This is a genomic window from Salmonella sp. 32010601201800023SM, assembly GCF_017572235.1.
Lineage (GTDB): Bacteria > Pseudomonadota > Gammaproteobacteria > Enterobacterales > Enterobacteriaceae > Salmonella > Salmonella enterica.
This window is the reverse complement of record NZ_JAGEQS010000001.1, coordinates 326,355-350,700: the sequence shown is the minus strand read 5'-3', so window position 1 is coordinate 350,700 and position 24,346 is coordinate 326,355. Positions and strand designations below refer to the sequence as shown.

23 protein-coding genes are annotated in these 24,346 nt (G+C 53.8%); 8 read left to right on the top strand and 15 right to left on the bottom strand.

The genetic code is table 11. The features are described from left to right. Positions 1-425: 425 nt before the first annotated feature. On the top strand, positions 426-1,025 hold the full coding sequence (locus J4617_RS01800) for a YebB family permuted papain-like enzyme (RefSeq protein WP_000716750.1): 600 nt from the start codon (positions 426-428) through the stop codon (positions 1,023-1,025). A gap of 1 nt (position 1,026) precedes the next feature. On the opposite strand, the gene ruvC is transcribed toward J4617_RS01800, so the two are convergent. From ruvC to aspS, 4 genes are all read right to left on the bottom strand, one after another. Further along, on the bottom strand, positions 1,027-1,548 hold the full coding sequence (ruvC, locus tag J4617_RS01795) for a crossover junction endodeoxyribonuclease RuvC (protein ID WP_000022509.1): 522 nt from the start codon (positions 1,546-1,548) through the stop codon (positions 1,027-1,029). 36 nt (positions 1,549-1,584) lie between these two features. Further along, complete coding sequence (locus tag J4617_RS01790) at positions 1,585-2,325, bottom strand: YebC/PmpR family DNA-binding transcriptional regulator (RefSeq protein WP_000907242.1); 741 nt, start codon at positions 2,323-2,325, stop codon at positions 1,585-1,587. A 29-nt stretch (positions 2,326-2,354) separates the two neighbouring features. Further along, positions 2,355-2,807 (bottom strand): dihydroneopterin triphosphate diphosphatase, encoded by a 453-nt coding sequence (gene nudB / locus J4617_RS01785; protein WP_000653693.1) that lies wholly within the window; start codon positions 2,805-2,807, stop codon positions 2,355-2,357. A 102-nt stretch (positions 2,808-2,909) separates the two neighbouring features. After that, on the bottom strand, positions 2,910-4,682 hold the full coding sequence (gene aspS, locus J4617_RS01780; protein WP_001258629.1) for an aspartate--tRNA ligase: 1,773 nt from the start codon (positions 4,680-4,682) through the stop codon (positions 2,910-2,912). A gap of 324 nt (positions 4,683-5,006) precedes the next feature. Between aspS and J4617_RS01775 the strand changes: the two genes are divergently transcribed. Genes J4617_RS01775 through cmoB form a run of 5 tightly spaced genes read left to right on the top strand, consistent with a single transcriptional unit; the run spans position 5,007 to position 8,588 of the window. After that, positions 5,007-5,573 carry a hydrolase gene (locus J4617_RS01775; protein ID WP_000916144.1) on the top strand — a complete coding sequence of 189 codons (567 nt, stop codon included), beginning with the start codon at positions 5,007-5,009 and terminating at the stop codon, positions 5,571-5,573. Next, a complete protein-coding gene (locus tag J4617_RS01770; protein ID WP_000639226.1) occupies positions 5,570-6,388 on the top strand; it encodes a DUF72 domain-containing protein in 819 nt (272 codons plus the stop codon). Before J4617_RS01775 ends, J4617_RS01770 begins: the two co-directional genes overlap by 4 nt. Before the next feature lie 52 nt (positions 6,389-6,440). After that, positions 6,441-6,836 (top strand): MAPEG family protein, encoded by a 396-nt coding sequence (locus J4617_RS01765; protein WP_000252975.1) that lies wholly within the window; start codon positions 6,441-6,443, stop codon positions 6,834-6,836. A gap of 40 nt (positions 6,837-6,876) precedes the next feature. Further along, on the top strand, positions 6,877-7,620 hold the full coding sequence (cmoA, locus tag J4617_RS01760; RefSeq protein WP_000019612.1) for a carboxy-S-adenosyl-L-methionine synthase CmoA: 744 nt from the start codon (positions 6,877-6,879) through the stop codon (positions 7,618-7,620). Further along, positions 7,617-8,588, top strand: coding sequence for a tRNA 5-methoxyuridine(34)/uridine 5-oxyacetic acid(34) synthase CmoB (cmoB, locus tag J4617_RS01755; RefSeq protein ID WP_000569026.1), 972 nt, complete (start codon positions 7,617-7,619; stop codon positions 8,586-8,588). Before cmoA ends, cmoB begins: the two co-directional genes overlap by 4 nt. Before the next feature lie 235 nt (positions 8,589-8,823). Here cmoB and cutC read toward each other — a convergent pair whose 3' ends face one another. Both cutC and J4617_RS01745 read right to left on the bottom strand, forming a co-directional pair. After that, positions 8,824-9,570, bottom strand: a complete 747-nt coding sequence (cutC, locus tag J4617_RS01750; protein ID WP_001185768.1) for a copper homeostasis protein CutC — start codon at positions 9,568-9,570, stop codon at positions 8,824-8,826. Between the two features lie 19 nt (positions 9,571-9,589). Next, positions 9,590-10,159: a VOC family protein gene (locus tag J4617_RS01745; protein WP_017466079.1), complete on the bottom strand. Its 570-nt coding sequence runs from the start codon at positions 10,157-10,159 to the stop codon at positions 9,590-9,592. Between the two features lie 236 nt (positions 10,160-10,395). Between J4617_RS01745 and argS the strand changes: the two genes are divergently transcribed. Both argS and mrdA read left to right on the top strand, forming a co-directional pair. Then, positions 10,396-12,129, top strand: coding sequence for an arginine--tRNA ligase (argS, locus tag J4617_RS01740; protein ID WP_001025358.1), 1,734 nt, complete (start codon positions 10,396-10,398; stop codon positions 12,127-12,129). Between the two features lie 188 nt (positions 12,130-12,317). Further along, entirely contained in the window at positions 12,318-14,189 is a 1,872-nt protein-coding gene (mrdA, locus tag J4617_RS01735) for a penicillin-binding protein 2 (RefSeq protein WP_000142855.1), read from the top strand. Between the two features lie 53 nt (positions 14,190-14,242). Here mrdA and J4617_RS01730 read toward each other — a convergent pair whose 3' ends face one another. From J4617_RS01730 to tar, 9 genes are all read right to left on the bottom strand, one after another. Then, the gene (locus tag J4617_RS01730; protein ID WP_000989909.1) at positions 14,243-15,382 is read right to left on the bottom strand and encodes a glycoside hydrolase family 105 protein; all 1,140 of its coding nucleotides are present in this window, start codon (positions 15,380-15,382) and stop codon (positions 14,243-14,245) included. A gap of 236 nt (positions 15,383-15,618) precedes the next feature. Beyond that, a complete protein-coding gene (gene flhe, locus J4617_RS01725; RefSeq protein WP_001233619.1) occupies positions 15,619-16,011 on the bottom strand; it encodes a flagellar protein FlhE in 393 nt (130 codons plus the stop codon). Further along, a complete protein-coding gene (flhA, locus tag J4617_RS01720; protein WP_000002386.1) occupies positions 16,011-18,089 on the bottom strand; it encodes a flagellar biosynthesis protein FlhA in 2,079 nt (692 codons plus the stop codon). The genes flhe and flhA overlap by 1 nt, the downstream gene beginning before the upstream one ends. Continuing rightward, positions 18,082-19,233, bottom strand: coding sequence for a flagellar biosynthesis protein FlhB (gene flhB / locus J4617_RS01715; RefSeq protein ID WP_017466080.1), 1,152 nt, complete (start codon positions 19,231-19,233; stop codon positions 18,082-18,084). Before flhB ends, flhA begins: the two co-directional genes overlap by 8 nt. Positions 19,234-19,426: 193 nt before the next feature. Next, a complete protein-coding gene (gene cheZ, locus J4617_RS01710; protein WP_000983586.1) occupies positions 19,427-20,071 on the bottom strand; it encodes a protein phosphatase CheZ in 645 nt (214 codons plus the stop codon). Positions 20,072-20,081: 10 nt separating this feature from the next. Further along, on the bottom strand, positions 20,082-20,471 hold the full coding sequence (gene cheY, locus J4617_RS01705; protein WP_000763861.1) for a chemotaxis response regulator CheY: 390 nt from the start codon (positions 20,469-20,471) through the stop codon (positions 20,082-20,084). Between the two features lie 17 nt (positions 20,472-20,488). Further along, positions 20,489-21,538, bottom strand: coding sequence for a protein-glutamate methylesterase/protein glutamine deamidase (gene cheB, locus J4617_RS01700; RefSeq protein WP_000036389.1), 1,050 nt, complete (start codon positions 21,536-21,538; stop codon positions 20,489-20,491). After that, complete coding sequence (gene cheR, locus J4617_RS01695; RefSeq protein WP_000204362.1) at positions 21,535-22,401, bottom strand: protein-glutamate O-methyltransferase CheR; 867 nt, start codon at positions 22,399-22,401, stop codon at positions 21,535-21,537. Before cheR ends, cheB begins: the two co-directional genes overlap by 4 nt. Before the next feature lie 153 nt (positions 22,402-22,554). Next, entirely contained in the window at positions 22,555-24,216 is a 1,662-nt protein-coding gene (tar, locus tag J4617_RS01690; RefSeq protein WP_017466081.1) for a methyl-accepting chemotaxis protein II, read from the bottom strand. Between the last annotated feature and the right edge of the window lie 130 nt (positions 24,217-24,346).

The following is a 24,346-nucleotide window of genomic DNA, read 5'->3' as shown; positions in this document are numbered from 1 at the left end:
ATATAACGCAGAGTCAGCCAAATATTTGCGCCAACCACTCTTGCCAGATCACACCTCACATGCCTATTAAAAACAAAAGCAATAAGCAATAAGCAATAAGCAATAAGCAATAAGCAATAAGCAATAAGCAATAAGCAATAAGCATGAAGAGAAACACAACCAGACAATAACATAGACTCAAAAAAATATATGGCGATACAAACAATTATATAATATGGAAAGGACAGCCCACTTATTCCCTGCGTTCGTCTATCCTCCCTTTCACTTTCACCTCTGGAAAGAGGTAAAAACATTATCACCGTAAATTATAATATTCATGATGGATATTTATTGATAATAATATCTTGTCATTATGTGAGTATAATGCTAATTATCCAATAGCGTAAAATAAAGGATATTATTTTAGGTAATAATGGAACATGAACATGAAAAAACATTATTCTGTCCAATATGAAACCGGGGATATCGTCTTTACCTGTATAGGTGCCGCGCTTTTCGGCCAGATATCCACCGCTTCACAGTGCTGGAGCAACCATGTTGGGATTATTATTGGTCATAATGGTGATGACTATCTGGTGGCGGAAAGTCGCGTCCCCCTCTCAACCGTCACCACGCTGTCACTGTTTATACAACGTTCAGCTGGACAACGTTACGCGGTTCGTCGCCTGTGCGGCGGTCTGACGGTCGAACAGAAACTCGCCATCATGGAACAGGTTCCCGCCCGGCTGAATAAGTTTTATCACACGGGGTTTAAATACGAGTCATCGCGCCAGTTCTGCTCGAAATTTGTGTTTGATATCTATAAAGAAGCATTATGTATTCCGGTAGGCGATATTGAGACATTCGAAGAATTACTTCACAGCAATCCTGATGCGAAACTCGCCTTCTGGAAGTTCTGGTTTTTAGGTTCAATCCCGTGGGATCGTAAGACGGTGACGCCAGCCAGCCTGTGGCAACATCCCAATTTAGAATTAATTAGTGCCTGTGGAATTGAAACCCCTCAACGCGAGGCTGAGGGAGAATGATTTAGCGCAACCTTCCCCGCGCCAGATTGAGTCGGCTCTCGCTCATTTGCATCGCGTTCTGGCTAACATGGCAATGCGTAATGGCGATAGCCAGCGCATCTGCGGCGTCTGCCTGCGGGTTAGCGGGGAGCTTCAGCAACGTACGAACCATATGCTGTACCTGGCTTTTTTCCGCGCTACCAATACCGACGACAGTTTGCTTCACCTGACGCGCCGCGTATTCAAACACGGGCAGTTCCTGATTGACCGCGGCGACAATCGCGACGCCGCGCGCCTGTCCCAGCTTGAGGGCTGAATCGGCATTTTTCGCCATAAACACTTGTTCGATAGCAAAATAGTCCGGCTGGAACTGCGTGATGATTTCCGTCACGCCTGCGTATATGAGCTTCAAACGAGACGGCAAATCATCGACTTTGGTGCGAATACATCCGCTGCCCAGATAGGTCAGTTGTCTGCCTACCTGACGGATAACGCCATAACCGGTAATGCGCGAGCCGGGGTCAATACCGAGAATAATCGACACGCTATACCCCCTGCCCGCCGGCGTTTAACAGCACCATTACAGGGTCGCCGCCACCTCATCAGAGATCTCACCGTTATGGTAGACTTCCTGAACATCGTCACAGTCTTCCAGCATATCGATCAGACGTAGCAGTTTCGGCGCGGTTTCCGCATCCATATCCGCTTTGGTTGACGGGATCATGGACACTTCGGCGCTGTCCGCTTTCAGACCCGCCGCTTCCAGCGCGTCACGCACTTTGCCCATCTCTTCCCAGGCAGTGTAAACATCAATCGCGCCATCATCATAGGTCACAACATCTTCCGCACCGGCTTCCAGAGCAGCTTCCATGATGGTATCTTCATCGCCTTTCTCAAAGGAGATGACCCCTTTCTTACTGAACAGGTACGCCACTGAGCCATCGGTACCCAGATTACCACCGCACTTGCTGAAAGCATGACGCACTTCCGCTACGGTACGGTTACGGTTGTCACTCAGACACTCAATCATAATGGCCGTGCCGCCAGGACCATAACCTTCATAGATGATGGTTTCCATGTTCGAGTCTTCATCACCACCCACACCGCGAGCGATGGCACGGTTCAGAGTGTCGCGGGTCATGTTGTTGGCCAGCGCTTTATCTACAGCCGCGCGCAGACGCGGGTTGGCATCCGGATCGCCGCCGCCCAATTTAGCTGCCGTTACCAGTTCACGAATAATTTTAGTGAAGATTTTACCGCGCTTGGCATCCTGCGCAGCTTTACGATGTCTGGTGTTGGCCCATTTACTATGACCTGCCATAAATATTTCCTCAAAAAAAGCGCGCCTTTTCAGGCGACGTTAATGACAAACTCTTCAATCGCTTGCCGGTTACTCCAGGACTTGGTAAGCGCCGCCGCGTCAGGCGCATCAAGCCACTGGTACGTCAGATGTTCAGTGAATATCACCTGCCGCTCATGCGGTAACGCAAGGCAGAACCAGAATTCTGTATTGTGCATAACGCCCGGCGCATAGCGATGACGTAAATGTGAAAAAATTTCAAACTCCACCGTACGTTGGCAGTCGATTAAGGTCAGTTGCTCTGCCGCAACATCAATCGTGACCTCCTCTTTGACTTCACGCACGGCGGCCTGCAACGCGGTCTCCCCTTCTTCTATGCTGCCAGTCACTGACTGCCAAAAATCCGGGTCGTCGCGTCGCTGCAACATTAGCACCCGTTTCGTATCCTGCGCGAAAATAACCACCAGGACCGAAACGGGGCGCTTGTACACTTTATCCTTCACGCGACCTCGTTGTTGGCTGTTGGGTGACGCCGCGCATTGATGAGGCTCCCCCTTGCGGGCCGCCGCGATATCACGCGAATGATGTCGTGTACATTGTTCATATCAGTTATTCTCGGCTTTCTTCACAACCTGAATACCCAACTCCGTCAACGCTGCCTGGTTGGCGAAACTCGGCGCTTCGGTCATCAGACACGCGGCGGCGGTCGTTTTCGGGAAGGCGATAACATCACGAATATTATCGGTGCCGGTCAACAGCATGGTCAGACGGTCCAGACCAAACGCCAGGCCCGCGTGCGGCGGCGTACCGTATTTCAACGCATCCAACAGGAAGCCGAACTTCTCGCGCTGCTCCTGCTCATTGATACCGAGAATACCAAATACGGTTTGCTGCATTTCACCGTTGTGAATACGCACCGAACCGCCGCCCACTTCATAGCCGTTAATCACCATATCGTAAGCGTTAGCGACGGCTTCTTCCGGCGCAGTTTTCAGTTCAGACGCCGTCATGTCACGCGGGGCGGTGAACGGATGGTGCATCGCGGTCAGACCGCCTTCGCCGTCGTCTTCAAACATCGGGAAGTCAATCACCCACAGCGGCGCCCATTTGTCTTCGTCGGTCAGGCTCAGGTCTTTGCCCAGTTTCAGACGCAGCGCGCCCAGCGCATCGGCAACCACTTTTTTGTTATCTGCGCCGAAGAAGATCATGTCGCCGTCCTGCGCGCCGGTACGTTCAAGGATAGCGTCGACGATGTCGGCGGTCAGGAACTTGGCCACCGGACTGTTAATCCCATCCAGACCTTTCGCGCGCTCGTTAACTTTGATATACGCCAGGCCTTTCGCGCCGTAGATCTTAACAAAGTTACCGTAATCGTCGATCTGCTTACGGCTAAGCTGCGCCCCGCCAGGCACACGCAGCGCTGCCACGCGGCCTTTCGGATCGTTAGCCGGGCCCGCGAAGACCGCGAACTCTACCGATTTCAGCAGGTCAGCGACATCTACCAGTTCCATCGGGTTACGCAGGTCTGGTTTGTCGGAACCGTAACGACGTTCCGCTTCGGCAAACGTCATGACCGGGAAATCCCCCAGATCCACGCCTTTCACTTCCAGCCATAAATGGCGCACCAGCGCTTCCATCACTTCGCGCACCTGTGGCGCGGTCATGAAGGAGGTCTCGACGTCGATCTGAGTAAACTCCGGCTGACGGTCAGCACGTAAGTCTTCATCACGGAAGCATTTGACTATCTGATAGTAACGGTCGAAACCGGACATCATCAGGAGCTGTTTGAACAGCTGCGGCGACTGCGGCAGTGCGTAGAATTTACCTTTGTGCACGCGCGAAGGCACCAGATAGTCGCGCGCGCCTTCCGGCGTGGCTTTGGTCAGCATCGGCGTTTCAATATCAAGGAAACCGTGATCGTCCATAAAACGACGCACCAGGCTGGTAATTTTGGCGCGAGTTTTCAGGCGCTGCGCCATTTCCGGACGACGCAAATCCAGATAGCGGTACTTGAGACGCGCCTCTTCGGTATTAACGTGGTTAGCGTCAAGCGGCAGTGAGTCTGCGCGGTTGATGATAGTGAGAGAGGACGCCAGCACTTCAATTTCGCCGGTCGCCATATCCGCATTGACGTTTTTCGCGTCACGCGCACGCACGGTGCCCGTAACCTGAATGCAGAACTCATTACGCAGTTCAGAGGCCAGCTTTAACGCGTCCGCACGATCCGGATCGAAGAACACCTGCACAATACCTTCGCGGTCGCGCATATCGATAAAGATCAGGCTGCCAAGATCACGACGACGGTTGACCCAACCACACAGAGTCACCTGCTGCCCCACGTGGGACAGACGTAGCTGTCCGCAATATTCTGTACGCATGAGATATCCCTTAACTTAGCCGCAGGCGGATTGTTGCCTGCCATGCAGGCGACGAAGTCGCAGCTTTAGCTGTATGTCACAACTGGATGAAAAAAGGCGGCTATTATACTGGAAATTCTGCCGCACGATAAGAGTCAATCCAGCATGGGAGCGATAACTTGCCCGTTTCATGCGGTATCGACACTTGGTTCATACTGACTGTACCCGGGTTTTTCACGCGGGTATTGCGTATGCTCACAAAAATTAACAATATTTGTCACCGCTTTCCTCTTTAATCGCGCTTAAGGTGTAGTGAAATACGCTATTTTTAGGAGAGTGATTATCATGCTGAAACTCAACGCGACCACAACCGCCCTGGTGGTTATTGATTTACAGGAAGGAATTCTTCCGTTTGCCGGCGGCCCGTATACGGCAAATGAGGTGGTCGCCCGCGCCGCGCGGCTGGCGGAAAAGTGTCGTGCCAACGGCTCGCCCGTGGTTATGGTACGCGTCGGATGGTCTGATGATTATGCCGAAGCGTTAAAACAACCCGTGGATGCCGCAACGCCTGCGCACGCGTTGCCGGAAAACTGGTGGACCTGGCCTACGGCATTGGGTAAAAAGGACAGCGATCTGGAAGTGACTAAACGCCAGTGGGGCGCGTTTTACGGCACCGATCTGGAATTACAGCTTCGCCGCCGGGGTATCGACACCATCATATTGTGCGGGATCTCAACCAATATCGGCGTCGAATCCACAGCGCGTAACGCCTGGGAGTTGGGATTTAACCTTATTATTGCCGAAGATGCCTGTAGCGCCGCCAGCAGTGAGCAGCATCAGAGCAGTATGACGCATATTTTCCCGCGCATTGGCCGGGTACGCAGCGTAGAGGATATTTTAAACGCCTTATGATCTACATTGGCTTGCCGCAATGGTCGCACCCGAAATGGGCGCGGCTCGGCATCACCAGTCTGGAAGAGTATGCCCGCCACTTTAACTGCGTGGAGGGCAACACCACGCTTTACGCGCTGCCGAAAGCGGAAATTGTCGATCGCTGGTATGCGCAAACTACGGACGATTTCCGTTTTTGCTTTAAATTTCCCGCGACCATTTCTCACCAGGCCGCGCTGCGCCATTGCGACGATCTGGTACAGGCGTTTTTTACCCGCCTGGCGCCGCTGGAAACGCGTATTGGCCAATACTGGCTGCAGTTGCCCGCCGCCTTTGGACCGCGCGATCTCCCCGCCTTATGGCAGTTTCTTGATGCGCTCCCCGCCACGTTTACCTATGGCGTAGAAGTTCGTCATCCGTGTTTTTTTGACAAAGGTGAGGATGAACAGCGGCTCAATCGCGGGTTACACGCGCGCGGCGTAAACCGCGTGATCCTGGATAGTCGTCCGGTACATGCCGCCCATCCCCACAGCGAGGCCGTCCGCGACGCGCAGCGAAAAAAACCCAAAGTTCCGGTACATGCTGTCGTGACGGCTAGCCATCCGATGGTGCGTTTTATCGGTAGCGATAATATGGCGCAAAACCGTGAGTTTTTCGCCGCCTGGTTGCAGAAACTCCCGCAGTGGCGGCAGACCACCACGCCTTTTCTGTTTTTACATACTCCGGATATCGCGCAGGCGCCGGAACTGGTGAATACACTTTGGCATGATTTACGCAGCGTCTTACCGGAAATCGGCACTGCTCCGTCCATTCCACAGCAATCTTCTCTTTTCTGAAAATGCCCCCTATCATAGACAGTGCCATCAGCCATTTTAAAAGGGAGTTTGTATGGTAAGCGCGCTGTATGCCGTTTTGGGTGCGTTATTATTAATGAAGTTCTCTTTTAATGTCGTTCGCTTGCGAATGCAGTACCGTGTCGCCTATGGCGACGGCGGTTTTAGCGAATTACAAAGCGCCATCCGTATTCATGGCAACGCGGTGGAATATATTCCTGTCGCGCTGGTGCTGCTGCTGTTTATGGAAATGAACGGCGCCGAAACGTGGATGGTGCATATCTGCGGCATCATTTTAATCGCCGGTCGGCTGATGCATTATTACGGTTTTCACCACCGCCTGTTCCGCTGGCGGCGGGCGGGGATGAGCGCTACCTGGTGCGCATTGTTGCTGATGGTGCTGGCAAACCTGTGGTATATGCCCTGGGAGTTGGTTTTCTCCCTGTATTAGCGCACAATATGCGCCTTTATTTTTCCCGGATGTATACGTTATGTCTCACCGCGACACGCTTTTTTCTGCGCCTATCGCCCGTCTCGGCGACTGGACTTTTGATGAACGAGTAGCCGAAGTTTTCCCCGACATGATTCAGCGTTCGGTACCAGGCTACTCCAACATCATCTCCATGATCGGCATGTTGGCTGAACGCTTTGTGCAGCCGAACACGCAGGTCTACGATCTGGGCTGCTCGCTGGGCGCCGCGACGCTGTCTGTTCGGCGTAATATCCGCCATGAGCATTGTCGCATTATCGCCGTCGATAACTCCCCGGCCATGATAGAACGCTGCCGCCGCCATATTGATGCATATAAAGCGCCAACGCCGGTTGAAGTCGTTGAAGGCGATATCCGCGATATCACTATTGAAAACGCCTCGATGGTGGTGCTGAATTTTACCCTGCAATTCCTTGAACCTGCCGAACGCCAGGCATTGCTGGATAAGATTTACCAGGGGTTGAATCCCGGCGGCGCGCTGGTACTGTCGGAAAAATTTAGCTTTGAAGACGCGAAAGTGGGCGAGCTGTTATTCAACATGCACCACGATTTTAAACGCGCGAATGGGTACAGCGAACTGGAGATCAGCCAGAAGCGCAGTATGCTGGAAAACGTGATGCTCACCGACTCGGTGGAAACACATAAAGCGCGCCTGCGTAAGGCGGGTTTCGAACACAGTGAACTGTGGTTCCAGTGCTTTAATTTCGGGTCGCTTGTCGCGTTAAAAGCCGGAGTTGCCGCATGATCGAGTTTGGTAACTTTTATCAGCTCATTGCTAAAAATCATCTCTCCCACTGGCTGGAAACATTGCCCGCGCAGATTGCCGCCTGGCAACGCGAGCAGCAGCATGGCTTGTTTAAACAGTGGTCGAACGCGGTAGAATTTTTACCGGAAATTACGCCCTGGCGGCTGGATTTACTGCACAGCGTCACGGCGGAAAGCGAAACGCCGCTCAGCGAAGGTCAGCTAAAGCGTATTGATACGTTGCTGCGTAATCTGATGCCGTGGCGTAAAGGCCCGTTCTCGCTTTATGGCGTAGATATTGATACCGAATGGCGCTCCGACTGGAAGTGGGATCGCGTACTGCCGCATCTGTCAGATTTAACCGGCCGGACGATCCTTGATGTCGGCTGCGGCAGCGGCTATCACCTGTGGCGGATGATTGGCGCGGGCGCACATCTGGCGGTCGGCATCGATCCTACACAGCTTTTCCTCTGCCAGTTTGAGGCGGTGCGTAAACTGTTGGGTAACGATCAGCGCGCGCATCTGCTGCCGTTGGGCATTGAACAACTCCCGGCGCTGAAAGCATTTGATACCGTCTTCTCGATGGGGGTGCTTTATCACCGTCGCTCGCCGCTGGAGCATCTGTGGCAGTTAAAAGATCAGTTGGTCAACGAGGGTGAACTGGTACTGGAAACGCTGGTCGTCGACGGCGACGAAAATACCGTACTGGTGCCGGGTGACCGCTACGCGCAGATGCGTAACGTCTATTTTATTCCTTCCGCGCCGGCATTAAAAAAATGGCTGGAAAAATGCGGCTTTATTGATGTGCGTATCGCCGATGTCTGCGTCACTACCACCGAAGAGCAACGCCGTACCGAATGGATGGTTACCGAGTCGCTGGCCGATTTCCTCGACCCGAACGATCGCAGCAAGACGGTGGAAGGCTATCCCGCCCCGCAGCGCGCGGTGCTGATTGCGCGTAAACCGTGATGGATTGTCGAATGATCGTTACGTATAGCACCGTTTCTCCAAAATAGTTCAAGTTGCAGCAAGGCGGCAACGCAGCAAATCCCCGGGAACGTAGGTAGCTACGTTCCCGGGGTGCGCGAGGCGGCCAACGCTGCTGCGGCTTGAAATATGAAGGAGAAAAAAAGGCCCCTGTTGAATTGGCAGGGGCCTGGTACGAGCAAGCATCATATTGGGCGACATGATGCAACGGTAAAAATCATTTGGCCTGATGGCGAACAATGATTCCTTTCATTTCAGCGACCGCCGCACCCTCTACCCTATAGCGAGAATACTCGTCCGCCTGTATATCGGCAGACATCGATAACCCCTGATTGCGATAGCGCATCGGCGAAGGCAGTAAGACTCCGGCGGAACTGTGTACTTCCCGTACTCCGGCATCGAGGAAATTCTGCAGGTTATTTGCACGAACCCCCGCACCAGCCATAATGATTGGAGCATCCCCCTGGGCAATAAGTTCCATAATTATTGATAAACCTTGCGCCGCATCGGCTTTTTGTCCGGAAGTCAGTACTCTTGCTACGCCTGCGTCAGCCAGATTCTTTAGCGCATTGAAGGGATTAGCGCACATATCGAAGGCGCGGTGGAATGTCACCGCCAGCGGCCCGGCCGCCGCCATTATTTTTTCCATTCGCGACATATCGACATCCCCATCAACGGTCAACACGCCAGTAACCAGCCCGGGAAAACCCAACTCTCTGACGAGGCGAATATCTTCCAGCATGGCGGCAAATTCGCCGTCAGTGTAATAAAAATCCCCGCCGCGAGGACGAATAATCGGATGTACGGGAATCGTAATATGCTCGCGTACGCTGCGTAAGACGCCGAAAGAAGGCGTAAGCCCCCCTTCTTTCGGCGCGGCGCACAGTTCGATACGATCCGCGCCGTTTCGCTGCGCGGTGAGCGCGCATTCCATGCTGTAACAACAGATCTCAAGTAACGCCATATTCACTCCGCTCGGCAGGTTAATGGGCCGCCTGTTCGCTGGCGACAATCGCTTCAATCGACCATGGATGAAATTTTACCGTGACGCGGCCATCGGTCACAGCCAGCGTAGGGTTTGGCAAACGTTCATGCTCGCCCTGTGGCGAACTGGTTTTAACCACGATCCCCGGCTGACTAAGCCCCTCATCCGACAACAACGCCAGCGCCCTCGCGTTCAAGGTCTCCGGCTCGCCGGGCAGCACGATTTCAATATGCTCCAACCCTTCGTGTGGATAGCGTTTTTCTCCCGGCCACGGTAATTCAATAACAGAAAACCGCCAGTGTTCCACACATACCGGTTCATGCAGTTTAAACAGACAAATCGGCCTGCCGTTGATGATATTTTCCGACAGTAGCTCGCCGCATTGTTCAAAACCGCGACGCCAACGCTCCGCCGTCGTATTCTGGTGACAGCGCAATGAAATGTGATCGGCCTCAAGGGCGCTAATCTGCAGACCAAGGCGAGTGGAAAGTTCTCTGAACGCCAGAGTGAATCGCGGTAAATCTGCGGAAATATCATGCAGTTCATCAATGTGTTGCCAGTTCGCCATATCAGGACGCTCTTCTTGCTGTGAAAACCGCTAATTTACGCTGTTGCGCCCCGGCAACCAACCTTTGATTTGATTGGGCGTTTATTGAATGCTTATGCAGATTATTGTTGCGTATATTTCAGGCGACGCGCCGCGCGCGCAATGCTGACGCCAACGGGCATTTGCAGTATACTCCCGCCCTAATTCTTAAACTGGCGCGGGCAATACAGCCCGCTTCATAAACGTAAGGTATTCCGGTGAATATTCAGGCTCTTCTCTCAGAAAAAGTTAGTCAGGCCATGATTGCTGCAGGCGCGCCTGCAGATTGCGAGCCCCAGGTTCGTCAGTCAGCCAAAGTTCAGTTCGGCGACTATCAGGCCAACGGCATGATGGCAGTTGCGAAAAAACTGGGTATGGCCCCCCGACAACTTGCAGAGCAGGTGCTGACTCATCTGGATCTCAGCGGCATCGCCAGCAAGGTTGAAATCGCCGGCCCTGGCTTTATCAATATTTTCCTCGAACCGGCTTTTCTCGCTGAACAGGTGCAACAGGCGCTGGCCTCCGATCGTCTGGGCGTTTCTCAGCCGACTCGTCAGACAATTGTCGTCGACTACTCCGCGCCCAACGTCGCGAAAGAGATGCACGTCGGTCATCTACGCTCCACGATTATCGGCGATGCGGCAGTACGCACGCTGGAGTTTCTGGGCCATCATGTTATTCGCGCTAACCACGTCGGCGACTGGGGCACCCAGTTCGGTATGCTTATCGCCTGGCTGGAAAAACAGCAGCAGGAAAACGCGGGCGACATGGCGCTGGCGGATCTCGAAGGATTCTACCGCGATGCGAAAAAGCATTATGACGAAGATGAAGCGTTTGCCGAGCGCGCGCGTAACTACGTCGTCAAATTGCAGAGCGGTGATGCCTATTTCCGTGAGATGTGGCGTAAGCTGGTTGATATCACGATGACGCAAAACCAGATCACCTATGATCGTCTGAACGTCACTCTGACGCGTGACGATGTGATGGGCGAAAGTCTGTATAATCCGATGCTGCCGGGCATCGTCGCCGATCTGAAAGCCAAAGGACTGGCGGTTGAAAGCGAAGGCGCAACGGTGGTTTTCCTTGATGAGTTTAAAAACAAGGAAGGCGATCCGATGGGCGTCATTATTCAGAAGAAAGATGGCGGTTATCTGTATACCACTACCGATATCGCCTGCGCCAAATACCGTTACGAAACGCTGCACGCCGACCGCGTGCTCTACTACATTGACTCCCGTCAGCACCAGCACCTGATGCAAGCCTGGACCATTGTGCGCAAAGCCGGTTATGTGCCGGATTCCGTTCCGCTGGAACATCACATGTTCGGCATGATGTTGGGTAAAGACGGTAAACCGTTTAAAACTCGCGCGGGCGGTACGGTGAAACTGGCGGACCTGCTGGATGAGGCGCTGGAGCGCGCGCGTCGTCTGGTGGCGGAGAAGAACCCGGATATGCCGGCTGACGAGCTGGAAAAACTGGCTAACGCCGTCGGTATTGGCGCGGTGAAATACGCCGATCTGTCAAAAAACCGCACCACTGACTATATCTTCGACTGGGATAATATGTTGGCTTTCGAAGGCAATACCGCTCCTTATATGCAGTATGCCTATACGCGTGTGCTGTCTGTTTTCCGTAAAGCGGATATCGACGAGCAGGCGCTGGCGAGCGCGCCGGTTATCATTAGCGAAGATCGCGAAGCGCAGCTCGCCGCCCGTCTGCTGCAGTTTGAAGAAACCCTGACGGTGGTCGCGCGTGAAGGTACGCCGCACGTCATGTGCGCGTATCTGTATGACGTCGCCGGGCTGTTCTCCGGCTTCTACGAGCACTGCCCTATTCTCAGCGCCGAGAATGACGCGGTTCGCAATAGCCGCTTAAAACTGGCGCAACTGACGGCGAAGACGCTGAAACTGGGTCTGGATACGTTGGGTATCGAAACCGTAGAACGCATGTAAACGCGCCGTCGTTAACATCATCAGGCCTGACTCCGGGTAACGGACTCAGGCCTTTTTATTGCCACAGCGGTATATCTGTAACAAATCACAAGGAATGACACATTTCTATAGAGAGATGGAACATCTTTTACCTGTGCTGGCGCTGACCGCCCCGTATCATTAGGCGGCGGATTGTTCAGGTACAGGTAATGACTTTTAAAGACTTTGATGCGGAAGAGAAACTCTTCCTGAGACGTGTGATTGTGGCGTTTGGTGTAGTGGTTGTCTGCTTTGGTATCCTGATCTTCAACCTCTATAACTTGCAAATCCGCCAGCACCACTACTACACCACCCGTTCGAATGAGAACGATATCAAGATGCTACCCGTCGCGCCCACGCGCGGCATCATTTACGATCGCAACGGCATTCCGCTGGTGCGTAACGTAACCTGGTATGATATCGCGGTTACGCCCTATAAAATTGCCGATATGGATGCGCTGCTAAAACAGCTCACCCCTATTGTTGATCTCTCCCCCGATGATATCGCCGACTTTCGCCATGCGCTAAAATCCAGTAGCCGCTATCGTCCGGTGGTGCTCAAAAACGCGCTAACGGATGTTGAAATCGCACGCTTTGCGGTCAATCAGTTTCATTTCAACGGCGTCACGATCAATAGCTATCAGGATCGGCAGTATCCTTACGGCGCGGAGCTGGCGCATGTTCTCGGTTACGTGTCAAAGATAAACGATAACGACCTTAAAGCGCTGGATAAAAAAGGGCTGGCAGAGAATTACGCGGCGGACCATAACATCGGTAAACAGGGGATTGAGCGTTACTACGAAAACGATCTTCATGGCAAAACCGGTTATCAGGAGGTCGAGGTGGATAATCACGGGCGTATTGTCCGCCTGCTGAAAGACGTTCCTCCCATCGCGGGTAAGAACATTCACCTGACGCTGGATCTCCATTTACAAGAGTACATTGAAAGTTTGCTGGCCGGGCAGCGTGCTGCCGTACTGGTTGAAGATCCGCACGATGGTTCAGTGCTGGCGATGGTATCTATGCCCAGCTACGACCCGAACCCCTTTGTAAAAGGCATTAGCTATCAGGATTACGGCAAACTGCTGCACGATAAAAATCTGCCGCTCATCAACCGCGTGACGCAAGGGCTTTATCCCCCGGCGTCAACGGTTAAACCCTATATGGCGATGTCCGCGCTGTTATGCGGGATTATTACGCCGCAAACCACCTTCTTTGGCGCGCCAACCTGGACGCTTCCCGGCACGCAGCGTCATTACCGGGACTGGAAAAAAACCGGACACGGTATGCTGGATGTCACTAAAGCGATTGAGGAATCTGCGGATACCTTTTTCTATCAGGTCGCTTATATGATGGGTATTGACCGTATCGACACGATGTTGTCTCAGTTCGGCTATGGCAAACCGACGGGTATCGACCTTAATGAAGAGTATGACGGGCTGCTTCCCAGCCGCGCATGGAAACAGCGGGTCCATAAAAAAGCCTGGTATCAGGGCGATACCATCTCTGTCGGCATCGGCCAGGGCTACTGGATTGCCACCCCCATCCAGATGGTAAAAGCGATGGTGGCGCTCATCAACAACGGTAAGGTGATTGCCCCTCACCTGTTACTCAATGAAGAGAGCGGCAAAACGGTGGTTCCGTATCGTCCTTCAGGAACACCGGCACAGATAGCCGATCCGGCGTCGCCATACTGGGGACTGGTGCGTCAGGCGATGTATGGCATGGCGAATGCACCCAACGGAACGGGCTATAAGTTCTTTCACACCGCGCCCTACGGCATTGCGGCCAAAAGCGGCACGTCGCAGGTATTTAGCCTGAAAGAAAATCAGACCTACAACGCGAAAATGATCCCCATTCGCCTGCGCGATCATGTGTTTTATACCGCTTTTGCACCGTATAAAAACCCTAAGGTCGCTATTGCCTTGATTCTGGAAAACGGCGGAAGCGACGGCGTTACCGCCGCGCCCATCATGCGAAAAATCCTTGACCACCTGTTTGATCCACAGGCTGATACCACGCAGCCGGGTCAGGCGCCATAGTCAAATAAGCAAAGCGCCATCAGACAAGGATACGGCCGGAATATCTGCATACATCAGAAATAGTTACGCAGATATTCCGTCAAACACAGCATTGCCATCGCCTGCCCGTAAGGCATAGAGGTCAACGGAATATGACGGTAAAAATCGAGATCGTGGCCCATGCCAGTGCCAAATGACGTTTGCAGCAGTTCGCCTTCCGGCGAGATATGTTTCACTATCCCCCGAATGGCTTTTTCCGCCACCTGCGCATAGTGCCGCCCGACATAGCGTTTGCGCACCGCTTTAAGAATACCGTAGGCAAAACCCGCCGTCGCCGACGCCTCAAGATAAGAGTGCGGATCGTCAAGCAGCGTATGCCACAAACCACTTTCATCCTGACATTTCGCCAGCGCGGCGATCTGCGCATTCAGTACCTGGACCAGGTAACGGCGCACGGCATTATTTTCCGGCAAGTCCAGCAGTTCAAGAAAATCCGGGATCACAATGGTCAGCCAACTGTTGCCGCGCGCCCAGCGAGCGTTAGCGAAGTTATGATGACCGTCATAGCTCCAGCCGTGGAACCACAGCCCCGTCTCTTTATCCATCAAATTCTGCACGTGCAGCAGGAACTGATAGGTTGCCTCTTCCACATATTCCGGCCGGTTCAACAGTTTACCGATTTTCGCCAGCGGCAGCACCGTCATCATTAGCGTGTCGTCCCACATCTGCTGATGATTTTCCTCCGCCAGCGTGATGTGCTGCATTCCGCCGTGATCGGTACGGGGCATTTCATTCATCGCCCATTCGGCCCACGTTTCCAGCCACGGTAAATACGCTGGATTACGCGTCTCTTCATAGCGATACGCCAGCGTTAAAAATGGCGCCATCGTATTAACGTTTTTCGTCGTCGCGCCTTCCGCAAAACGATCGGCAAACCAGTCATCAATGATCTTACGCATCGTCTGGTCGCCGGTCTGTTGGTAATAGTGATACATTCCGTACAGGCCCACACCGTGCGTCCACTCCCATCCGGCCCAGCCTTTAGTATCGATCACGCGTCCGTCGTCCAGTCGCAATAAAAATTCGCCTGTCTCATCTTTAATATTGACCAGGTTATGCGTCACCTTTTGCACCAGGGCTTTTAGTTCATCTCTGGCGATAAAATGCTCAGGCTGACGCAATAGCGGACTGTGTTTGACTGGATAAACCATCATTTGCTTAACCTCTGTGTAATGTCGAATTCAGTGCTGCGTGCAGTTTTACCGCCGACGCAGTCGATTCGCTACAGTAAAAGCTAAGCTGGGCGGAAACCTTTTTGTTTCTGCCATTGCCAGAGCGTAAATGGCAAAAACACAAAGAGTTCGGCAACCTACCTCACCATTTTATAAAACGGCGTTTCTATTTATTCAAAAAGAGAGTCAGGTCTGCTACCTGGCAAAGAAAGGGGCGGTTAGCGGTAGTTCACAATCACCTGATTGCTCCGCACTTTTAACGCCGGGATAAGTCGGCCGCCGCCGGGGACTTCCCAGACAAAGCGGAGCGGCTCGACTGCGGGAACATGAGCAAAACCGTGGGTCGTGCCACTCTGACCATCAAGTTCTACGCAACGGGACTGGGAACATAAACGTACCCGTAAGCCCGCGGGAGTCGGGCCATTCAGTTCATAACGCCAGGCGACCAGCGTCATCACACCGGAAACCGGCTGGCGCGCCGACAATGGCGAAGACGATGCGGAAACACCCCGGTAATTTAAGGTTACACCCATACCGCTATCCTGCCACGCGCCTTCGCCTGCGGCCTGAACCGTCAGGGGAAAGAGCAACAACGCCAGCCATTTACGCATTATTTTCCTCCAATGGTCGCCGTCATGCGGATATGACGGTTATCGGAAAGCTCAAGGTTCGACAACACCACCAGCTGCGGTAAACTGCGCCGCAAAAAGCGGGACAATAATGGACGTAGCGCATGGTTAACCAGTAATACCGGCGGCGCGCCAAGCATCTCCTGGCGAGAAAGCGCCTCTTGCGTCTGCGCCAGCAGGCGATCCGCCAACCCAGGCTCAAGACCGCCGCCGCCCTGCAATGCCTGAAGCAGCAAACGCTCCAGCGCGGTATCCAGGCCAATCACCTGCACTTCTTCATTACCGGGGAACCACTGTTGCGTAATCGCTCGTCCTAATGCCACGCGTACCACGGCGGTTAATTCATGCGGATCGCTTTGTAACGGCGCATGTTCCGCCAGCGTTTCCAGAATGGTGCGCATATCGCGAATAGGGACTTTTTCCGCCAGTAAGTTTTGCAGGACTTTGTGTAAAGTCGTGAGGGTCACGACGCCGGGGACCAGATCTTCCGTGAGTTTAGGCATCTCCTGAGAGACACGATCCAACAGTTGCTGCGCTTCCTGGCGGCCAAACAGTTCGGCGGAGAATTGGCCAATCAAGTGGTTAAGGTGCGTCGCCACAACGGTACTGGCTTCAACGACGGTAAAGCCCTGAATTTGCGCCTGCTCTTTCAGGGCGCTTTCAATCCAGATGGCATCAAGGCCAAAAGCTGGATCGACGGTTTTCTCGCCCGGTAGCGTTCCCGCCGCCGTGCCGGGGTTAATAGCCAGCCAGCGTCCCGGATAGGCGTCCCCGCTGCCGATCTCTACCCCTTTCATCAAAATACGGTAGCGCGCAGGCTGTAAATCCATATTGTCGCGAATGTGGACCACCGGCGGCAGGAACCCCATATCCTGCGCGAATTTTTTACGAATACTGCGAATACGTCCGAGCAATTCGCCATCCTGTTGAAAATCCACCATCGGGATCAGGCGGTAGCCCACTTCCATTCCCAGTGAATCCTCAAGCTGTACGTCATTCCAGGTGGCTTCGACCACCGAGTTATTTTCCGGCATTTTTACCGGCTGCGGCTCCTCCGGCGCTTTTTCTTCACGCCCGCGCAGCCACCATGCCAGGCCGAGCAAAGCGGCGGTAAAAAGTAAAAATACCAGGTTAGGCATTCCTGGCACCATGCCAAGCAGCCCCAGCACCGCCGCCGCCAGCAGCATCACCCTTGGATTACTGAACAGTTGGCCAACCATCTGCTCGCCTACATCCTGATCGGTACTGACGCGGGTCACAATGACGCCCGCCGCCGTGGAGATAACCAGCGCCGGGATCTGGGCGACCAGGCCGTCGCCAATGGTCAGCAGAGTGTAGCTTTCCGCCGCGCTGCCTATGCTCATTCCGTGCTGCAATACGCCGACCAGCAGCCCGCCGACCACGTTAATGACCATGATGAGAATACCGGCGATGGCGTCGCCGCGTACAAATTTACTTGCCCCGTCCATCGAACCGTAGAAGTCGGCTTCCTGAGTGACTTCCGAACGCCGTTTTTTGGCCTCGTCTTCACCAATCAGACCGGCATTAAGATCGGCGTCAATCGCCATTTGCTTACCGGGCATACCATCCAGCACAAAGCGCGCGCCGACTTCGGCAATACGTCCGGCGCCTTTGGTGATGACCATGAAGTTGATAATGACGAGGATAATAAAAACCACAATCCCGATCGCGAAGTTACCGCCGACCAGGAAATGACCGAACGCCTCCACCACCTTTCCCGCCGCCGCCGCGCCGGTATGCCCTTCCATCAAAATAATGCGCGTTGAGGCGACGTTAAGCGCCAGACGCAGTAGCGTGGTAAACAGCAGGATGGTCGGAAACGCGGCAAAATCCAGAGTACGCTGGGTAAACATCGCCACCAGCAGCACCATGATCGATAGCGCAATATTAAAGGTAAACAATAAGTCGAGGATAAAAGCAGGTAGCGGCAGCACCATCATCGACAAAATCAGCAGAATGAGGATCGGCCCGGCAAGAATTTGCCATTGCGTCGATTTCAGGTTGCTGGGCAGGCGCAGCATCGCGACCAGATTAGCCATCAGTATTCTTCTCGTTCATAAAATCCAGCGCTTCTGGCACCGGAAGGTTCTCAGGTTGTGGAGGACGTTGCCCGCCCGCAAGCCGCCAGCGTTTAAGCTGCCAGACCCAGGCCAGCACTTCCGCAACGGCAGCATATAACTGCCCGGGAATTTGCTGATCGATTTCGGCGTGGCGATATAATGCCCGCGCCAGCGGCGGCGCTTCTAAAGTGGGAACCCGATGTTCAGCGCCGATCTCGCGAATGCGCAGCGCTATTAATCCAGCCCCCTTCGCGACCACTTTCGGCGCGCTCATTTTGTTTTCGTCATACTGCAGCGCCACGGAATAGTGCGTCGGGTTAGTGACAATGACGTCCGCTTTCGGCACATCTTCCATCATGCGGCGCTGCGCGGCGGCGCGTTGCATCTGGCGAATTTTGCCCTTAACATGCGGATCGCCTTCGCTCTCTTTAAATTCGTCGCGAATGTCCTGCCGCGACATGCGTAATTTTTTCAGGTGGCTAAAGATCTGGAAAAACACGTCAAATCCCACCATCGGAATCACGCCCAGTACCACCAGTAACGCGCAGAGTCCAACCAGATCCAGCGCATTCCCCATTGCGACGATCGGCGACTCCGCCATCAGGCGCATCATTTGTGGCCAGTGATACCAGAGATAAAAGCCGGTAACGCAGCCGACCAGCGTGGATTTCAACACCGCTTTTAGCAGTTCCGCGCCGGTCTGCGCCGAAAACATGCGCTTAATTCCCGGCAGCGGGTTTAATTTAGAAAATTTTGGCTGTAGCGACTTACCGCTAAAAATCAGGCCGCCAAGCATAACCGGCGAGATAAGCGCCACCAGCACCACGCCCGCGATGAGTGGTAGCAACGCCATCATAGCCGCTTTAATCAGCAAAATTATCTGTCCCAGGATCAGGTTAGGATCGTTCACCATACGGTGATCGAAGTGCAGGCCTGCTGAAAGCATTCCCGCCAGTTGCCGCGCTAACGACTCGCCGCCGAACCAAATAATACAAACGCCCACCAGCAATATCAGCAGTGAGGTCAGTTCTCTGGAACGGGGGATCTGCCCTTCTTCCCGCGCTTTTTCAAGTCGGTGGGGTGTGGGGGCTTCTGTTTTGTCGTCGTCGCTCTCTTCTGCCACGCAGCAAACCCTGGATAGATTGATAAGCGAGAATGATGCCAGAACCGCTTTACGCCAATGGGCAGAGTAAGCGGTAAAAAAGGCGGGGTTTATGGCGTTAATAGAGATAGCCGGATACGATAAGGAAGTCTCGTATCCGGCCTGGTTGACGGATTCGAACCCGATAAGCGCAGCGCCATCAGGTCAAAAAAGCTTAAAACCCAAGACTGTCCAGCAGGTCGTCCACCTGATCCTGACTAGCGACGACGCCAGCTTTCGAGGTATCCACCTGCGGGCCGTTGAGTAAGCTTTCGTTCTCGCGTTTTGGTCGCGCGCTCTGTTCCGGGATGTTTTCCAGCAGCACCATTAACAACTGGCGCTCAATCTCCTGAATCACGTCCATCATGCGTTTGATCACCTGACCCGTCAGATCCTGGAAATCCTGCGCCATCATGATGTCCAGCAGTTGCGCGTTAGTAAAGCTGGTATGGCCCGGGACATCCCTGAGAAACTGGCGCGTATCCGTCACCAGTTCACGGGCGTCGGAAAGCTCGATCGGATTGTCAAACCACTCGTCCCAACGTTGGGTTAGCGCTTTCGCCTCTTTTTCCATCGCATCCTGATGCGGCTGCGAGGCTTCGACACTGTTTAGCGCGCGTTCCGCCGCCTGCGCCGTCATCTGGACGACGTAATCCAGACGGTCGCGCGCATCAGGGATCGCCTCCGCCGCTTCGGCAATCGCCTGGTCCAGCCCCAGCTCACGCAGGCTGTCGCGCAGCATTCGGGTCAGACTACCGATGCGCGCAATGATGTCTCCTGCTGAACCTTCATCAGCAGGCTTGATAGATGGTTGCATCATCATCGCATCCTCACATGCCCAGTTTCTCAAAGATTTTGTTGAGCTTCTCTTCCAGAGTCGCTGCGGTGAACGGTTTTACGACATAACCGCTGGCGCCAGCCTGTGCGGCGGCGATAATATTCTCTTTTTTGGCTTCCGCCGTGACCATCAACACGGGTAACGCCGACATGGCGCTATCGGCGCGAATGGTTTTCAGCAGCTCCAGGCCATCCATGTTCGGCATATTCCAGTCAGAGATAATAAAACCAAAGCCGCCAGCCTGGAGCTTGTTCAGCGCATCGACGCCGTCTTCGGCCTCTTCCACATTGTTAAATCCAAGCTCTTTTAAGAGGTTGCGCACGATACGACGCATGGTCGAAAAGTCATCCACAACCAAAAATTTAAGCTCTTTATCCGCCATAAAATACTACTCCTGGTTCAAATACGTATCGCCTGTCCGGCACTGATTTTCGCCAGCATCTGCTGGCTTACCTGGCTAAGATCGACCACTTCGCTTACGCCACCCATATTGATGGCCTCGCGCGGCATGCCGAACACCACACAACTTGCTTCGTTTTGCGCAATGGTCCAGGCGCCAGCCTGGTACATCGCTAACATTCCAGCGGCGCCATCGTTGCCCATCCCCGTAAGAATGACGCCTACGGCGTTGCGCCCCGCGTGTTTCGCCACCGAATGAAACAGCACATCCACGGAAGGCCGATGTCGGTTTACCGGCGGGCCATCATGAATTTTGATTTGATAATTCGCCCCGCTACGCGCCAGCTCCATATGCTTGTCGCCGGGCGCAATGTAGGCATGACCTGGCAATACGCGTTCGCCGTCCTCCGCCTCCTTCACGCTGATTTGACAGAGTTTATTCAGACGCTCGGCAAACGAGCGGGTAAAGCCAGGCGGCATATGCTGCGTAATAATCACTGCCGGACTGGAAAGCGGCAGCGGTTGCAGCACATGTCGGATAGCTTCAGTACCGCCCGTTGAAGCGCCGATAGCAATCAGTTTTTCGGAACTGAGCAGCGGACCGGCTTTTAAGGTTGCCGGGGCCGCCATCGGTTTATGTGCGGCGATGCGGGCCCGCGCGGCGGTACGCACTTTTTCGGCGATCATCTCGCTATACGCCAGCATACCTTCACGAATGCCAAGCTGCGGTTTGGTGACAAAATCGATGGCCCCCAACTCCAGCGCCCGTAGCGTCACTTCAGAACCTTTCCCGGTCAGCGAAGAGACCATCACCACCGGCATCGGTCGCAGGCGCATCAGTTTTTCCAGAAAATCGAGGCCGTCCATACGCGGCATCTCAACGTCCAGGGTCAATACGTCCGGATTAAATTTTTTGATGAGATCCCTGGCGACCAACGGGTCCGGCGCAGTCGCCACCATCTCCATATCGCTATGGCTATTAATAATTTCAGTCATGATTTGGCGCATTAGCGCGGAATCATCAACTGACAATACCCTGATTTTACTCATGCTTTATCCTTACTTAGCGCATACACCGTCTGTCCGCGCAGGCTAAACTCGCGCACGAGGTTGCTAAAGTTTTCTGAGTGACCGGCAAACAACAGTCCGTCAGGTTTAAGGAGTGGAACAAAACGGCGCAGAATGTCCTCCTGAGTCGTTTTATCAAAATAGATCATGACGTTACGGCAAAAAATCGCGTCAAAGGGACCGGGTACGTTGTACTGCTTTTCCAACAAATTAACGGAGGAAAATTCAACATAATTGGCCAGTTCCTGACGCACGCGCACCAGTCCTTCATGCGGCCCCGTACCGCGCATGAAGTAACGTTGTAGCTGCTGCGGCGATAACGTTTTCAGTTCGCTGAGGCGATAAATACCGCTTCTCGCTTTTTCCAGCACTTCAGTATCAATATCGCTGGCGAATACTTTCCAGCGACCGGGGGCCATCCCCAACGCATCCGCCAGCGTAATGGCGATACTGTAAGGTTCTTCTCCTGTCGATGCCGCCGCACTCCAGACGCGGTACTCGCCGTGGCGGCGACGCGCATGTTCCGCAAGGATGGGAAAATGGTGCGCCTCGCGAAAAAAAGCGGTCAGGTTGGTAGTCAGAGCGTTGATAAAAGCCTGCCACTCAGCGCTGTTTTGATTAGCCTCCAGCATACTGAGATAACGGCCAAAATCATCCAGTCCCAGGGCACGCAGCCGACGGACCAGGCGGTTATAAACCATATCCCGCTTATGGTCGGCTAGCACGATCCCTGCGCGCTGGTAGATTAATTGACATATCCGACGAAAATGCGCGTCGGACAGCGCGAGGCGCTGTGTCATCTGTAACAATACTGACGTTTGCCCGGAGGGCAGAGATGATGTCATAGCGCCTTCTTAATCACATTCAAAGTACAACGGGCGCGCCCTGCGGCAGCGCCATGCTTCCCGTATTACACATTTTTTGCTTTTATCTATGCGAACCAGACGAAAGGTATCGGCGGGTTCGCAAATTAATCGATAACCGACAGCGCACGTCGATCAGAAGGTTTCCCAGTTCGCATCATCCCTGGCGGCTAATGACTGCGGCGTATTGCCGGACTGAGCGTTCACTGACAAACGCATCTCAGGTTTATTTACCGCCAGCGGTCGCGATGCCAGGCGGAAAGCCGATACCGCCTGGGTCAGACGGCTGGCCTGCTCTTCCAGCGCGGCGGCGGCCGCTGCGGATTCCTGAACCAGCGAGGCGTTCTGTTGCGTTACGCGATCCATTTCGGAAACGGCCAAAGCGACCTGATCGATACCCCGGCTTTGCTCATCCGAGGCGGAGGCGATTTCGCCCATGATATCCGTGACGCGCGTAACGGCATTGACGATGTCAGTCATGGTTTCCCCGGCGCTTTCCACCAGCACAGAACCGGTATCGACACGCGAGACGGAATCTTCAATCAACGCTTTTATTTCTTTCGCCGCCTGGGCGCTGCGGCTGGCCAGATTACGCACCTCGCCTGCCACGACCGCAAAACCGCGCCCCTGCTCTCCCGCGCGCGCCGCTTCTACCGCCGCGTTCAGCGCCAGAATGTTAGTCTGGAAGGCAATACCGTCGATAACGCTGATAATGTCAGCGATTTTTTTCGAACTGTCGGCAATTTCGTGCATGGTGTTTACTACGCCGTCGACCACTTTGCCGCCATGGCGTGCGGTCTCGGAGGCGCTTTGCGCCAGTTGCGAAGCCTGACGGGCGTTATCGGCGTTTTGCTTCACGGTGGCCGTCAGTTGTTCCATGCTGGCCGCCGTCTCCTCCAGAGCGGAGGCTTGTTGTTCGGTACGGGAAGAGAGGTCGGTATTACCGGCGGCAATTTCACTGGTGCCGGAATAAATCGCATCCGAACCTTCACGAACCTGCGTCACGGTGTCAATCAGCGAGCGTTGCATATGTTCAACCGTTCCCGCCAGTTCGCCAATTTCATTACGTCCTGAGACGGTGAGCGTTTTCGTCAGATCGCCGCTGGCAATTTCACGGATATGAGTAATCACTCGCGCTAATGGGTTAAGCAGGGCATGACGAATGCCGAACCAAACCACCATCAAAATCAGCACCAGCACGACCGCAAGCCCCCCCAGTTGCCATTGCGCAAAACGGTAGTCATGAGCGCTTTGATCAAATGTCTGGCGGTACAGGTTTTCGCTCACCCGGGCGTAATTGCCCAGCGCCTCGCCCAACGCGTTTTGCATTCCCTGGGTTGGCTGGGCGAAGTAGGCATCCATATTGCCATTGTCCAGAAACTGAATAAGTTCGGCTAATGCGGCCTGATAGCGCTGATATTTTTCATCGACGTTCGCGCTGGCCTCCGCCATCGCTGGCAATGGCGTCATGTTTTTGAAATTGGCGTAATGCGCCGCCGCCTGTGCGAGGGTCGTTTTTGCATTCTGGAGTAAATCCGTTTTGGCGCTGCTCTGCTGGTTAGAAGCGTCCATCATCATGCGTGCGGCGGAACGGCTCAGGTTAATGCGCGTTTGCAGCATTAAGTCCCATGTCGACGTGAGTTCGCTTTGTTGCTGGCGTAATTCGTTAGAAATAACAAAACCTTGCTGGTTATGCTGTAATGAAGAAAACAGCAAACCACCGGAAACAAGCTGTAGCAGTGCGAAAACCCCCAGCACCATCATCAGCATTGTGACAACGCGGATACGGTTAAACATAAGGCACCTTCCTGATAACGAGTTATCAACGTTATCGGCACCTGCGGTGATAACTTTACTTTTGCAAAAAGGAAATACGCTGTTCCGGAAGACGACATTGCCAATGACAGTGTCGCAGCGGCGATGCCGG

Bases quoted from the DNA above. Each gene is read 5' to 3' on its own strand.
- cmoA (WP_000019612.1), top strand. From the start codon at position 6,877: ATGTCTCACCGCGACACGCTTTTTTCTGCGCCTATCGCCCGTCTCGGC.
- aspS (WP_001258629.1), bottom strand. From the start codon at position 4,682: ATGCGTACAGAATATTGCGGACAGCTACGTCTGTCCCACGTGGGGCAG.
- mrdA (WP_000142855.1), top strand. From the start codon at position 12,318: ATGACTTTTAAAGACTTTGATGCGGAAGAGAAACTCTTCCTGAGACGT.
- cheZ (WP_000983586.1), bottom strand. From the start codon at position 20,071: ATGATGCAACCATCTATCAAGCCTGCTGATGAAGGTTCAGCAGGAGAC.
- J4617_RS01730 (WP_000989909.1), bottom strand. From the start codon at position 15,382: ATGATGGTTTATCCAGTCAAACACAGTCCGCTATTGCGTCAGCCTGAG.
- cheY (WP_000763861.1), bottom strand. From the start codon at position 20,471: ATGGCGGATAAAGAGCTTAAATTTTTGGTTGTGGATGACTTTTCGACC.
- J4617_RS01745 (WP_017466079.1), bottom strand. From the start codon at position 10,159: ATGGCGAACTGGCAACACATTGATGAACTGCATGATATTTCCGCAGAT.
- cheR (WP_000204362.1), bottom strand. From the start codon at position 22,401: ATGACATCATCTCTGCCCTCCGGGCAAACGTCAGTATTGTTACAGATG.
- tar (WP_017466081.1), bottom strand. From the start codon at position 24,216: ATGTTTAACCGTATCCGCGTTGTCACAATGCTGATGATGGTGCTGGGG.
- cheB (WP_000036389.1), bottom strand. From the start codon at position 21,538: ATGAGTAAAATCAGGGTATTGTCAGTTGATGATTCCGCGCTAATGCGC.
- J4617_RS01765 (WP_000252975.1), top strand. From the start codon at position 6,441: ATGGTAAGCGCGCTGTATGCCGTTTTGGGTGCGTTATTATTAATGAAG.
- cmoB (WP_000569026.1), top strand. From the start codon at position 7,617: ATGATCGAGTTTGGTAACTTTTATCAGCTCATTGCTAAAAATCATCTC.
- J4617_RS01775 (WP_000916144.1), top strand. From the start codon at position 5,007: ATGCTGAAACTCAACGCGACCACAACCGCCCTGGTGGTTATTGATTTA.
- flhe (WP_001233619.1), bottom strand. From the start codon at position 16,011: ATGCGTAAATGGCTGGCGTTGTTGCTCTTTCCCCTGACGGTTCAGGCC.
- cutC (WP_001185768.1), bottom strand. From the start codon at position 9,570: ATGGCGTTACTTGAGATCTGTTGTTACAGCATGGAATGCGCGCTCACC.
- J4617_RS01770 (WP_000639226.1), top strand. From the start codon at position 5,570: ATGATCTACATTGGCTTGCCGCAATGGTCGCACCCGAAATGGGCGCGG.
- J4617_RS01790 (WP_000907242.1), bottom strand. From the start codon at position 2,325: ATGGCAGGTCATAGTAAATGGGCCAACACCAGACATCGTAAAGCTGCG.
- J4617_RS01800 (WP_000716750.1), top strand. From the start codon at position 426: ATGAAAAAACATTATTCTGTCCAATATGAAACCGGGGATATCGTCTTT.
- flhA (WP_000002386.1), bottom strand. From the start codon at position 18,089: ATGGCTAATCTGGTCGCGATGCTGCGCCTGCCCAGCAACCTGAAATCG.